Below are 12,011 nucleotides of genomic sequence, written 5' to 3'. Positions count from 1 at the left end.
CTCTGTGCTTGGTGCGCGGGAAGAAATTTCTGATGGTGGATGAAAAGAACTGGCAAAAGGCTGATGTGGATGTCGAGAGTAAGGTTCTGAGCAATGTCTCAGCCCTTTACCTGATAATTTCCAAACATCCATCAAGCCACCAGCTGCAACGCATGCTCCAGTGCGCGCTGCTTGATTGCAGCGCCCAGGCCAAACCATGCACTATCCAAGCGGTTGTCCTGGCTGCGCGCGCGCCGCTCGTGATCGACATACTCGGTGATCGAGCACAGCAGGCCCCAAGCAGTGCCTTGAGCTGCTGACTTGCTGGCACCCCGGCCATGGCCGTCATAGAGCATTTGTGCCTTTTGCAAGGCACGCTCGTTGGTGAGGCCGCCCTTGCCTTTGACGAGCGACGCAGATTTGTCGGTATCGCACAGCACCTTGAGGAAGAAGTTCATGGACTCATGGCTCTTGACCTTGCGCTCTGCCAGAGTGCGCATCTGGTAGATGAAGCTGTCCCACTGGCCCACCGCAATACCCAGCTGGCGTTTAACGGCCTGGGCATCGAAGCTGGTGGAATGCGGGACCTTCACTGCATTCACACCACCCTGCAGTGCAATGGCCAAGGTGTTGTTGCAGACCACGCGCACCGTGGTGGGCATGGCGACGGTTGCCAAGGTGCCGTCGCAGGAGGTTGCCAAGAGCAGATAGCCATTGACTTGGTCATCACCTTTGATAGCAACGGACTTGCCGGTCCTTGCCAGTGCCCAGAACTTGCGGCCAGCCTTAAGTACGCCTGCTGTTTCGAGCTCATACCCAGCGACCTCGGTGAGGTCACGGTAGAACTCCAGCACATCGCGCGGCTGGACGACCTGGTACCGGTTGCTGACCACGGACAGAGGCGCCTTGGTATCGCTGCGGTAGAGCACCTTTTGCTCTGGATACTCCATGGGTTCGCCATACAACGACGACGCCGCATCCTGGCCTTCAGCGGCTAGGTAACGAACAGGCGTTTCAAGGATCTGCCACTGCATGCCTGCGGCTTGCGCCCAGACTTCAAGAGGCTGCTTTTGCGGGAGCGCGTGGCCCAGTTGGTGCCAAGGGGTTTGGCCTGTATAGGCCATGGTTTCGATGAGGTGGGACATGTTCGCTTACTCCTTGGTTCAAACGCGAAATGAGTGGTTGCAGTCGAGGCACTGGTGGTTTTCAAGATAGATCTCATCGACTTTTTCGCCAACACTGCCGCCGATCTCTCGGCCAATCGCTGCGCCTGCGACGATGCCAACGACGCCGCCTATGGCGGTGCCAAACACGGTGCCTGCGGGCCCCGCTACCAAGCCGACTCGGGCGCCTAGGGTTGCGCCTTGGACCGCGTTTGCAAAGCCCGCCGCAGTGCCTGCAATGGCGCCGACGTTTTGGCCAACTTTCTTAGCTGTAGATTTGGTTCGGATCGAGGTGGAATGACATTGGGGACATTGGGTCGTCATGAATACTCCGGGCATAAAAAAAGCGCTCCTGACACGAAGTCAAGAGCGCTGAAGGGCAGAAGAAATGAGGAGGGATGAAGGGCCAGATCAAGGAGACCTGTTCCTGCATCTTGTCAAGGATATATGACTGAGAATTTTTAGATTCAGATCGTTGAAATCTTAGGCTTCGGCCACTCGCATGCACTCTTCCTTGAGTCGCAGTCTAAGTTTTAATCAGCACCACTCCGATGATGTGATTCAGGAAATTGCAGTCATCGACCCAGGTAACTCTTGAAAAAACGCATTAAATCATCTGCTCAACCGGGATGATCTAGCTCCCTATACAAAACAGAAGGCTGACGGGGTTTCCGATGAAACAGCCAAAAAATGATACGAGTCTGCAAATCTGCCATCACGGTGATCCGAGTTGGGAGTCAGCACGAATCCAGACTTGCCCATGTACATCAGTACATTAATAGAAAAATACGATTAAATATATATAAACGATAGTATTTTTTTCGCAACAAGGCAACGTAAACACGATCGCCAAGACGATAAACCCAGACTATACTACGCGCGTTACGCGAGGTGTCGAAATGTGATATGAATTCTGATGTCTGAGTTCTTTTAGGACTAATTATTAGAAATCTCGTGCTTATTTATTATGGTTTGTCGATAGCATGTCTACAGATATCGCATTGAGAATGGTTTCTGAGCTTCTCTGGACCGGGTTATTGGTATGCTTACCATTACTCGGCATTACTATGCTGATTGGTTTGGCAATTAGCATTATCCAAACCATTACACAAATTCAAGAAATGTCGCTGACATTTGTGCCTAAATTATTGACCGCTGGAGTTGTCATTATATTAGCAGGCCCATGGATGCTAAAAAAACTCACCCAATTCATGACGCAGCTCTGGACTAATATCCCGAATATGTTCTAAGCATATCGCCATGGAAAGTCTTTACTCCAGCATAGGTTCATTAGCCCTACCCGGGGAATTGCAAAATTTCCAGCAACCACAACTGATTCTCGCATTCCTCCTGAGCATCAGAGTGGCTATTGTTATAGGGATGACGCCAATTTTGTATGGCATGCCTGTACCAGGAAGAGCCAAGATGATCCTGATCCTCTTTCTCTCCCTTGCATTGGCTACCAACATCAGCACCGATCAACCAACAGTTATTAATTCTGCTGGCGATATTTTTACTGCTGCACTGCAGGAAGCAGCGCTTGGAATAACACTTGCATTAGGCGTCTTACTGGCTTTTGCTGCCTTTGGAATGGCAGGCAATCTTTTGGATACACAAATAGGATTCGGGATTGCACAGGTGTTTGACCCCTCGAATAACCTTCCTTCGCCACTCCTTACGTCAACCTTCAATTTCTTAGCAGTCATCGTATTTTTTCTTATGGATGGACATCATGCTTTGCTTCGCGGGTTGTCTTATAGCGTTTATGCCTTCCCTGTAGGGCAACCTTGGGGCATGGCTTATGCGTTTGCGCCACTCTTGAAACAAGTGGCAGGTCTTTTCAGTTTTGGTTTTGCGCTTGCATCTCCGGTTGTTTTTGCCTTGCTGATGGTCGAGTTTGCGCTAAGTGTTATTTCACGCAGTTTGCCTCAGATAAATATGCTCACCATGGGCATTCCTGTCAAAATTCTTATTGGCGTTGCTGCCTTATCCCTGTGGTTTATGGGTATGGGTAGCGCCATGAGCAACATCTACGCAAGCATCTATAAAACTTGGAATGCAATATTTATTGCCCATGCTGGCCAATTGCTGAATATAAAAAATGTCTGAACAAGATCTCGATAAAAATGAAACAGCAACGCCCTACAAGTTACTCAAAGCAAGAGAAAAAGGGCAGGTAGCCAAGAGCAGCGAAGTCATTTCTCTTGCTACATTTCTCGCTGCCATTACTTACGTCAGCTGGATGGGCTTTGATTACTCCATCCAACAGTTCAAGCTTGATCGATCTGTGTTCTCCATACTCGATTCCATCAGCAACGACAACTTTGCCCCTTGGTTTTTAGTCCAATCCATATTAGCACAGACAATCCAATGGACTGCCCCACTCATGCTATTAGTGGTCATTGCTGCCATATTAGGCAACATACTTCAGACAGGCCCCATATTCTCTTTCTCACCCTTAAGTGCTGATTTCAGCCGTATCAATCCAGTCAATGGATTCAAAAAAATAATGTCGGTACGCACGCTTTTTGATACCGCACGAGCATGCATCAAGTTTATTTTACTTTGCGCAGCTGCATATTATGCGCTTCGACAAATTGCACTTGAGTTTTTCCATATTTCAAATCTAGCACCACTGGCATACCTCAAACTCCTCATTGAGGATACCGCGGGGCTGGGTTTCAAAATGGCAATGATTTTGGCATGCATAGCATTTCTGGACCTCATTTTTACAAAACGTGAATTCCTAAAAAAAATGCGGATGAGCAAGCGAGAGGTCAAAGACGAACACAAGCAGCGCGATGGAGATCCAAGAATTCGCTCGCGCATGAGAGAGCTTAGAAATGAGGCACGCAAAAGAAGTCAGGCATTGCGCCAAACTCAAACTGCCAGTGTGGTTCTGACCAACCCCACCCATGTGGCTATTGCGCTTCGTTATGTACACGGAGAGATGGACGCGCCCGTGGTCGTCGCCAAAGGTGCTGGTCATGTCGCGACGGTCATACGTGGCCTTGCTGCCAAACATCACATACCAGTGGTTCGAAGCCCAAGTCTAGCCCGTAGGCTGTTCAAAGAGCTTGATGTCAATCACCAAGTCCCTCCCCATCTGTTTGCGGAGGTTGCAAGAATCATCGTTTGGATCCTTGCAATGCGTGAGCGTGACCAAAGCCCACAGTCTTCTTGAGCAATGCCATGCAAGCAATTCAGAACCTATTAAAAAAGCACAGTGATATTGCCATGGTACTTCTAGTACTTGGCATCTTGCTCGTGCTTTTCACACCTATACCGAGTGGCCTGCTCGATTTTCTGATCTTGGCCAACTTTAGCTTTGCATTTTTGCTCTTGCTGTTGACTTTTTACATGCTACGGCCTGTAGAGTTCTCCACATTTCCATCTCTTCTACTGATTGCAACACTGTTTCGTTTAGCACTCAATGTGGCAGCCACTCGCCTCATTCTCTCCGACGGAGACGCCGGACACGTGATCAATGCTGTTGGTTCGTTTGTAGTAGGTGGCAATTACGTCATCGGACTGATCGTCTTTTTGATTCTTATTGTTGTGCAGTATGTCGTAGTCACCAACGGCGCTCAGCGCATCTCGGAAGTGGCAGCACGATTTACTTTGGACAGCATGCCAGGTCAGCAAATGAGCATTGACGCTGACCTTAATATGGGTTTTATCGATCAAGAAGAGGCACAGCGTCGCAGAAAAAATATTGAAAAGGAAGCTAGTTTCTATGGTGCCATGGATGGCGCCAGCAAGTTCGTCAAAGGTGATGCCATTGCAGGCATCATTATTATGTTGATCAATATTGTTGGCGGTTTGATTATTGGTGTTATCCAGCACAAACTAGCCTGGGGACAGGCGCTACAGCAGTACTCATTGCTTACCATTGGTGATGGAATCGTCACACAAGTACCTGCACTCATCATTGCGGTTGGCACTGGCATCATCGTCACCCGCTCGGCATCTGACGGAAATCTCAGCCAAGAGGTAATTCGTCAAATAACCTCATTCCCTAAAACATTGCTTTTGGTTGGGGTGGCCCTTGCTGGCCTGCTGATGCTGCCGGGCATTCCTGTGCTTCCTGCATCCATGCTCTTGAGTGCAGTTATCGTTGTTGCTTGGTTTACATACCGGTCCTCAGCAAAAAATGCGCTGGTCAAGGGTGACGAAGACAATTCGAATGAAGCTAACGCCGAGGAAAAATCGGAAAAGGATGACCCCTATAAAGCAATGCAGGTTGAGCCCATCGAGGTCTACGTCGGCAGTCAATGGGCCGCTTTGGTCAGCCAAACTGACGGTGTCTTCATGGAAAGAATATCTGTATTTCGCAATCAACATGCGCAAGACTTGGGAATGGTATTGCCGAGGGTTCGCTTCAAAGATGCCGCTCGCTTGGGATCAGATCGCTATGAAATCCATATTGATGGGGTCGTTTGCGGCAGGGGTGAAGCGCGTAGCGATCGGTTGCTGGCCATCCACCCTAGTGGCAAGAATGAAGGTATTCCTGGTGATCCCACGCGCGATCCCACCTATGGGCTGCCCGCGCTCTGGATCGAGGAAAAACAGCGTACCGCTGCGACTGCAGCCAAGTTCACGTTGGTCGATGCTCCCACGGTATTTCTCACCCATTTGACCGAGGTGCTGAGAAGGGAATCCCCTACGCTGTTGACCCGAGCGGAAACCGACCGAATCCTCACACGCGTGCGCCAGTACCAAGCTGGCTTAGTGGAGGAACTCATACCCACAGTGCTTTCCGCCAGCGATGTTCAGAAAGTGCTTCAAAACCTGCTGCGAGAGAAAGTTTCCATCCGCCATATTGAAGCGATTCTCGAAACATTGGCAGACGCGGGACGGCACTCTAAAGACAGCGTCCATTTAACCGAGCTCGTGCGCCAGCGTCTTGGCCACGCAATTTGCCAGGGGCTCGCGGGAGAAAACAATGTGTTGCAGGTTCTGACACTTGATCCAACTATAGAAAGCCAATTCATGCAAAGCCTGAGTATGACCACAGGCTTGCAGTCCACTGAAAGTGGAATGGCTCCACACACTTTTTCGCTAGATCCCAAAACGACCGAACAAATCATGCTGAAGCTGATGCAACAGGCAGAACGCATGATGAAAAATAATTTACTCCCCGTTTTACTTTGTGCGCCTGAGTTGCGAAGGCATATCCGCTCTATGTCAGAAAGACTGATTCCCCATCTACGCGTTCTTTCCATGACCGAAGTGCCGCAAACCATCGAACTCAAATCCTATGCCTTGGTAAGCCTGTAAGCGCTGCCGTACTCAATCAATCCAATCGACACCATGCAAGAGATCCTCGCCATTACATTGCAGTCCATGCAGCAAGACATGCGGCAGCTGGACAACGTCGCCTCCAACCTCGCCAATGCCTTGACGCCAGGGTATCAACGCGGCGTTACAAGCAACCGCCCAATGGGGCCGGCTGCCACCACATTTGCAGAAATGGTTGATGGTATGGGCAAGCTACCCAGCGATGCAGCATCCACATCCGTAGCATCCGCGCTTCGGCTCCAAGTCGATCAGCGCCCAGGAAGCTTGAAGCAGACCGGACAGCCGCTGGACATCGCTTTGGCAGGCCCCGGATATTTCGAGGTCAACACCAACACGGGCCCGGCATACACGCGCCAAGGTAACTTCCATCTGGACGCGCGAGGCCGTCTCGTCACGGCCCAAGGCCATGCAGTGATGGGCAAGGGCGGAGAGATCTTTCTCAATAACGACCATCCCGCCATTGACCCGGTCGGAAATCTGTATGACCAAGAGAAATCCAGAGGATCAGGAAGTTCCCCTGCCCCCTTGGTACCCCAATCTGCCACCCTGCAGCAGGCGCTGGATCAGCTCAAAGTCGTTCAACCTGAGGCTTCTACCGAGATGTCGCGGCTGAGCAGTGGGCTGATGAAGGCAAGCGGCCCCATGGCCATGGTTAACGATAGGGATGTCCAGCTGAAACAAGGCTTCTTAGAAGGCTCCAACGTCGAGCCTCGACAAGAGATGGTGCAACTCATCCAAACCATGCGGCATTTCGAGTCCATGCAAAAGGTCTCCCAAGGTTATGACGACCTGATGGGCCAAGCCATTCGCAAGCTCGGCGACCTCTCCTGATTTAGTTTTTTCACCAGTACACACCATGCTTGATGCTCTTTATATCGGCGCCACGGGTATGCATGCCCAGCAGACCAACGTCGAAACGATCGCCAATAACTTGGCAAACGTAAACACTACTGGATTTAAGAAGGCCAGAGTCAATTTCTCTGACTTGGTCGCCAGGCAGGCGCTGAATGTATCTGCCGCTGGCGCAGATTTTGAGGCGGGCCCACTGACTCAGGGATTGCGATCCGGGGCCGGAGTCGGCATCGCAGGCGTTTCGCGGTTATTCGATATCGGCGATATGAAAAAGACCGAATCGCCCTTTGACATCGCCATTCAAGGCGAGGGATTTTTGGAAGTGCTGATGCCCGATGGCAGCAGCGCATACACCCGCGGAGGCACGCTCAAAGTCAATCAAGATGGCCAGTTGGCGACGTTGACGGGGCTGCCCTTTAAACCCGGCATCACCGTACCCGATGGTGCAAACGAGCTTGCGATTGACGCTAATGGCACCGTGTTGGCGCGGGTCTCGGGCCAAGCAGATTTTCAAGAGATTGGAAAGCTTGAGCTCGTGCGTTTCGCCAATCCACAGGGGCTGGAGGCCACAGGCGATGGAATTTTTCGCAATAACACCGTATCGGGTGACGCCATCTTGGTGCCTTTTGGCAGCGAACAGGAAAGCAAATTCGCCCAGGGCTATCTTGAAGGCTCCAACGTCAAGATGGTCGACGAGATGATCAACCTGATGGTCGCGCAACGAACCTATGAGGCCAATACCAAGGTTGTTCAGGCTGCCGACGAGATGTTGGGAATGATCAACGCACTGCGCCGATGATGCATTTCCACATTGCCTCTTTGCGTGCATCACTTCTTGCGCTTCAAGGCGCAAGGATGCGGCGCATCGCTGTGACCGCTGCCGGTCTGTCCATCCTTGCGTTGCCCTGCACTGCTCTGCCAGCAGCACTGCTGCAGGTCCAATTACCAACCCAAGTGGAGCTCAAGCGCACCCAGGTCCTGCTGGGAGACGTCGCGTCCATCACCAGTACCGATCTGGACCTGCTGCGCCGCGTCATGGCATTACCTTTAGGACATGCGCCAGGTATCGGGCGGGTAATGGCGTTGCCTGCGCAGCGCATTGAAACCTGGATCAAGAACCGCACAGGATTGCGTTCCGACGAAATTGACTGGAGCGGCGCGCAAGAAATTACGCTGTCGGTGCCCGGACAGGAAGTCCCCGGCGAGCGCATCGCCGATGTGGCCGCAAGTGCACTCAGGCAGCACCTGCACGCGCAAGCGCTCAAACAGCAGCTGCAAAAGCCACGCATCGAGATTCAGTCCATTGCCATTCCAGCAAACCTGCTGCTCCCGCGAGAGGATCTCGAGCTCAGCGTGAGGCCCTTGGCGACAACGCCCTTGCGCAACCGCATGCTGGTTTGGGTAGATGTCACCGCCAATGGCCAGCATGTCAGAACCGTGCCTGTGCATTTTTCTGTCGGAGTTTTCGCGCAGTCCGCCGTTGCTACTCAGGGCATGGTTCAAGGTACGACTTTGCAGGCCAGTGATGTCGTGATGAAAGAAATAGATCTGGCGAAAAGCAGTGCAGCCCAAACCGTGAGTGCTTCCCAAGCCGTGGCCCAGCAGTTGCGCAAGCCATTGCGTACCGGCGAGCCCATCACCCCAGAGAACCTGCGAGCCATGCCAGCAGTCGCACGGGGCGAATGGGCGCGTCTGGTATCAGCCAGCGGCAGCATGACCCTGGAGAGCCAGGTGCAAGTATTACAAGACGGGTATGTCGGCCAGGTGGTAAGGGTGCAAGCCCGCAACGCCTCGGGCAGCCTCAACGCACGCGTCACCGGCCCCGGCCATTTGGAGTTGCAACCATGAAAATATGGATGAAGGTCGGCCCGCTTTGCGCGTCACTGGCATTTGGAGGCACTGCGTTTGCGGAGAGCCTCTACCAGGAGCAAAGCTACCGTCCGCTCATTGCTGATAACAAGGCGTTTCGCGCCGGTGATGTACTCACCGTACAGGTCTTTGAAAACTCCAGCGCCAGCACCAGCGCGGATACCGGCACCCATCGCAGCAACGGACTGTCAACGCAACTGAGCCATCGCAGCGGTACCGTGGCGCAGACGGGCCTCGGCGTCAGAGGTGAATTCGATGGCGGTGGCAAGACTCAGCGCTCCAACAGGCTCCTGGCCACCATTACGGTATCGGTCAAGGAGGTGCTGCCCAATGGTGACCTGAAGGTTGCAGGCGAGCAAGCACTCGTCGTGAACGAAGAGCCTCAAAAAGTTTCGTTGGAGGGCCGTGTGCGCCCCTTTGACATCTCCGACGGAAATGTCGTCCTCTCTACTCGGCTGGCTGATGCCAAGATCAGCTACGTTGGCGAAGGTGATCTCGCAGAACGCAACCGTCGCCCATGGTGGCGCCAATTCCTGGACGCATTTGGACTTTAAGAAATGAAGCGCGGTATTTTTATCCTTTTGTGCGCCATGCACTGCCTCATCCCATTGGCAGCCGCAGCTGCCAATCCGGCCAGCGAGGGCAGCGTGCGCATCAAAGACCTGGGCAAACTCCAGGGTTGGCGTGAAAACGCATTGATGGGAACCGGCATTGTGACGGGCTTGGCCGGCACGGGTGACTCGACCACCAATCGCACCACACGCCAGGCCTTGTCCAACGCCATGGCTCAATTCAACCTCGGCATCAATCCGGATCAAATTCAAAGTCGCAACGTAGCGGTGGTGATGGTCAGCGCCGTGCTCTCACCCTACTCTCGCGAAGGCGATACGCTGGATGTGACTGTCTCGTCAGTCGGCGACGCTCGCAGCCTAGTCGGAGGCAGTCTGGTCATGACCCCTCTCAAGGCCGCCAACGGACGGGTGTATGCACTCGCCCAGGGGCCGCTGTCAGTGGGGGGCTACCGCTACGATGCCAATGGCAACGTGGTGCAGAAGAACCACCCAACCGTAGGCGGCATTCCCAGCGGTGCGATCGTGGAGGTAGGTGTTTCAGTGCAGGTGGTTTCCGAACAGGCCAGGATGACCTTCGTGCTCAACGAAGCTGACTACACCACGGCCAACCGCGTTGCAGCGGCCATCAACGGCCAGTTTGGCAGCCATCTGGCGCAAGCTCGTGATGCCTCTGGGATCGAACTCACCATTCCTGAAAACCGCCGCGCAGAAATCGTCAGCTTTATCGCCACATTGGAGTCGATCCAGGTCGAGCCCGATTGGCGTGCCAAGGTCGTCGTCAATGAGCGCACAGGCACCGTGGTGACCGGAGGCAATGTACGCATCTCCAAGGTTTCCATCTCCCACGGGGATCTGAAACTGTCGATTCGCAACGAGAACTATGCTTCGCAGCCATCCTTTATCGGGAATGCAGGCGACGGTGTACGCACTGCGATGGTGACCAACACCTTTGTGGATGTCAGCGAACCGGAAAGCACTGGCTTTGTTACCGGCGCCACCACGGTCTCTGACCTCGTGCAGTCCTTGACCCGCCTCAAGACTAACACCCGGGACATTATTTCCATCCTCCGCGCCATCAAAGCAGCTGGCGCACTTCACGCAGACCTCATTATTCAATAAGCATGATGTACGGAACCGAATCCATTACCACGGCAAGCCTTTCGCTGGCCCTCGACGCTGCAGCTTTGCAGCATCGCGCCATTGCCTACAACATCGCCAACGCAGGAGTGGAAGGCTTTCAGCCATTGCGCCTGCAATTCTCCGAGCACCTTGCAAACGCCCGCAGCGAGCTTGAGCAAGGGCGCAATCTAAGCGCCAAAACAGTGGCTGATCTGGCCGAACCCATGTCGGAACTAGGCTTCGCCCCAACCAGTGGCTCAGCATTCGATCGCGTGCAGCTCGACTCCGAGGTCGCCAAGATGGCGCAAAACGCCGTGCAGTACCAAGCGCTGCTGCGCGGTCTCTCGCGCCATTTGAGCATCCTGTCCACCGCCGTTTCCGACGGAAAACGCTAACGCATCCCTACCCACCATGGACTACTCCCAGATCTTTGCCATCAGTGCCAGCGGCATGCAAATGGAGCGTTTACGCGTCGAAGTTGCAGCGCTCAACTTGGCCAATGCCAATACGGTGGCCGCACCTAACGGCCACATCTACCAGCCGCTGAAAGTAGTGGCGCAACCGGTATTTGGCAACATCGTCTCGCAAGAGCTTGCCGCAGTCAGCGTCGTGCCGACACATCAAGCCCCCAGAACGGTCTATGAGCCCGGGCACCCCATGGCAAATGCCGAGGGTTTCATCACGTACGCAGGCGTAGATCCGGCTACGGAGATGATGACCTTGATGGGCGCGATGCGCTCCTACGAAGCCAATGTGGCAGCGATGAACGCATCGCGCACGATGGCCATGAAGACGCTTGAAATTGGAGCCGGAACATGAGCAACCTCGCCATACCCGCCATCATCCCCCCCACGCTGAACCAAAGCGTATCCATTGCTGGGCTGAACGAGCAATCGCTGCCGATTGGTCAGTCGTCACCGACCACGGCACCTTTGGGTGGCTTTTCCGAACTGGTGACCCAAGGTCTGCAAAAGGTCAACAACCAGCTCTTGGGTAGCCAGACGGATCTGCAGCAGCTCGCACTAGGCAACGGCCCCGAACTCCACCAGGTGATGATTCGCCTGGAAGAGACCAGGCTGAATTTTCAATTGATGATGCAGGTACGCAACCGCATGCTGGAAGCCTACCAAGACATCATGAAGATGCAAATCTAGCG

Annotated in this window: 14 protein-coding genes; 12 read left to right on the top strand and 2 right to left on the bottom strand. The window is 53.4% G+C overall.

Annotated features, from left to right (window positions below; genetic code table 11):
• Positions 1–131: 131 nt before the first annotated feature.
• A complete protein-coding gene (locus tag AB7A72_RS10920) occupies positions 132–1,124 on the bottom strand; it encodes a DUF932 domain-containing protein (RefSeq protein ID WP_369459957.1) in 993 nt (330 codons plus the stop codon).
• 18 nt (positions 1,125–1,142) lie between these two features.
• Complete coding sequence (locus tag AB7A72_RS10915) at positions 1,143–1,466, bottom strand: hypothetical protein (RefSeq protein WP_369459956.1); 324 nt, start codon at positions 1,464–1,466, stop codon at positions 1,143–1,145.
• A 659-nt stretch (positions 1,467–2,125) separates the two neighbouring features.
• Here AB7A72_RS10915 and AB7A72_RS10910 point away from each other — a divergent pair.
• From AB7A72_RS10910 to fliE, 12 genes are read left to right on the top strand one after another with little or no spacing between them, the layout of a single operon-like run.
• Positions 2,126–2,392, top strand: coding sequence for a flagellar biosynthetic protein FliQ (locus AB7A72_RS10910; RefSeq protein ID WP_369459955.1), 267 nt, complete (start codon positions 2,126–2,128; stop codon positions 2,390–2,392).
• 10 nt (positions 2,393–2,402) lie between these two features.
• Positions 2,403–3,251, top strand: a complete 849-nt coding sequence (locus tag AB7A72_RS10905; protein ID WP_369459954.1) for a flagellar biosynthetic protein FliR — start codon at positions 2,403–2,405, stop codon at positions 3,249–3,251.
• On the top strand, positions 3,244–4,326 hold the full coding sequence (locus AB7A72_RS10900) for an EscU/YscU/HrcU family type III secretion system export apparatus switch protein (RefSeq protein ID WP_369459953.1): 1,083 nt from the start codon (positions 3,244–3,246) through the stop codon (positions 4,324–4,326). The genes AB7A72_RS10905 and AB7A72_RS10900 overlap by 8 nt, the downstream gene beginning before the upstream one ends.
• An 8-nt stretch (positions 4,327–4,334) precedes the next feature.
• On the top strand, positions 4,335–6,422 hold the full coding sequence (locus AB7A72_RS10895; RefSeq protein WP_369459952.1) for a flagellar biosynthesis protein FlhA: 2,088 nt from the start codon (positions 4,335–4,337) through the stop codon (positions 6,420–6,422).
• 33 nt (positions 6,423–6,455) lie between these two features.
• Positions 6,456–7,274, top strand: a complete 819-nt coding sequence (locus tag AB7A72_RS10890; RefSeq protein WP_369459951.1) for a flagellar hook-basal body protein — start codon at positions 6,456–6,458, stop codon at positions 7,272–7,274.
• Positions 7,275–7,299: 25 nt separating this feature from the next.
• A complete protein-coding gene (gene flgG / locus AB7A72_RS10885) occupies positions 7,300–8,094 on the top strand; it encodes a flagellar basal-body rod protein FlgG (protein WP_369459950.1) in 795 nt (264 codons plus the stop codon).
• Entirely contained in the window at positions 8,091–9,143 is a 1,053-nt protein-coding gene (gene flgA / locus AB7A72_RS10880; RefSeq protein WP_369459949.1) for a flagellar basal body P-ring formation chaperone FlgA, read from the top strand. The genes flgG and flgA overlap by 4 nt, the downstream gene beginning before the upstream one ends.
• Entirely contained in the window at positions 9,140–9,718 is a 579-nt protein-coding gene (locus AB7A72_RS10875; RefSeq protein WP_369459948.1) for a flagellar basal body L-ring protein FlgH, read from the top strand. The genes flgA and AB7A72_RS10875 overlap by 4 nt, the downstream gene beginning before the upstream one ends.
• A 3-nt stretch (positions 9,719–9,721) precedes the next feature.
• The gene (locus tag AB7A72_RS10870) at positions 9,722–10,855 is read left to right on the top strand and encodes a flagellar basal body P-ring protein FlgI (RefSeq protein ID WP_369459947.1); all 1,134 of its coding nucleotides are present in this window, start codon (positions 9,722–9,724) and stop codon (positions 10,853–10,855) included.
• Positions 10,856–10,857: 2 nt separating this feature from the next.
• Positions 10,858–11,250: a flagellar basal body protein gene (locus AB7A72_RS10865; protein ID WP_369459946.1), complete on the top strand. Its 393-nt coding sequence runs from the start codon at positions 10,858–10,860 to the stop codon at positions 11,248–11,250.
• A 16-nt stretch (positions 11,251–11,266) separates the two neighbouring features.
• Positions 11,267–11,674 carry a flagellar basal body rod protein FlgC gene (gene flgC / locus AB7A72_RS10860; RefSeq protein WP_369459945.1) on the top strand — a complete coding sequence of 136 codons (408 nt, stop codon included), beginning with the start codon at positions 11,267–11,269 and terminating at the stop codon, positions 11,672–11,674.
• Positions 11,671–12,009 (top strand): flagellar hook-basal body complex protein FliE, encoded by a 339-nt coding sequence (fliE, locus tag AB7A72_RS10855; protein WP_369459944.1) that lies wholly within the window; start codon positions 11,671–11,673, stop codon positions 12,007–12,009. Before flgC ends, fliE begins: the two co-directional genes overlap by 4 nt.
• Positions 12,010–12,011 lie beyond the last annotated feature (2 nt).

The organism is Comamonas sediminis, from assembly GCF_041107495.1.
In the GTDB taxonomy this organism is placed as follows: domain Bacteria; phylum Pseudomonadota; class Gammaproteobacteria; order Burkholderiales; family Burkholderiaceae_C; genus Comamonas; species Comamonas sediminis.
The sequence above is the reverse complement of the archived record's forward strand: the minus strand, read 5'-3'. Positions and strand labels throughout refer to the sequence as shown.

Bases quoted from the DNA above. Each gene is read 5' to 3' on its own strand.
- AB7A72_RS10920 (WP_369459957.1), bottom strand. From the start codon at position 1,124: ATGTCCCACCTCATCGAAACCATGGCCTATACAGGCCAAACCCCTTGG.
- flgC (WP_369459945.1), top strand. From the start codon at position 11,267: ATGGACTACTCCCAGATCTTTGCCATCAGTGCCAGCGGCATGCAAATG.
- AB7A72_RS10915 (WP_369459956.1), bottom strand. From the start codon at position 1,466: ATGACGACCCAATGTCCCCAATGTCATTCCACCTCGATCCGAACCAAA.
- AB7A72_RS10895 (WP_369459952.1), top strand. From the start codon at position 4,335: ATGCAAGCAATTCAGAACCTATTAAAAAAGCACAGTGATATTGCCATG.
- AB7A72_RS10870 (WP_369459947.1), top strand. From the start codon at position 9,722: ATGAAGCGCGGTATTTTTATCCTTTTGTGCGCCATGCACTGCCTCATC.
- AB7A72_RS10910 (WP_369459955.1), top strand. From the start codon at position 2,126: ATGTCTACAGATATCGCATTGAGAATGGTTTCTGAGCTTCTCTGGACC.
- flgG (WP_369459950.1), top strand. From the start codon at position 7,300: ATGCTTGATGCTCTTTATATCGGCGCCACGGGTATGCATGCCCAGCAG.
- flgA (WP_369459949.1), top strand. From the start codon at position 8,091: ATGATGCATTTCCACATTGCCTCTTTGCGTGCATCACTTCTTGCGCTT.
- AB7A72_RS10890 (WP_369459951.1), top strand. From the start codon at position 6,456: ATGCAAGAGATCCTCGCCATTACATTGCAGTCCATGCAGCAAGACATG.
- fliE (WP_369459944.1), top strand. From the start codon at position 11,671: ATGAGCAACCTCGCCATACCCGCCATCATCCCCCCCACGCTGAACCAA.
- AB7A72_RS10905 (WP_369459954.1), top strand. From the start codon at position 2,403: ATGGAAAGTCTTTACTCCAGCATAGGTTCATTAGCCCTACCCGGGGAA.
- AB7A72_RS10865 (WP_369459946.1), top strand. From the start codon at position 10,858: ATGATGTACGGAACCGAATCCATTACCACGGCAAGCCTTTCGCTGGCC.
- AB7A72_RS10900 (WP_369459953.1), top strand. From the start codon at position 3,244: ATGTCTGAACAAGATCTCGATAAAAATGAAACAGCAACGCCCTACAAG.
- AB7A72_RS10875 (WP_369459948.1), top strand. From the start codon at position 9,140: ATGAAAATATGGATGAAGGTCGGCCCGCTTTGCGCGTCACTGGCATTT.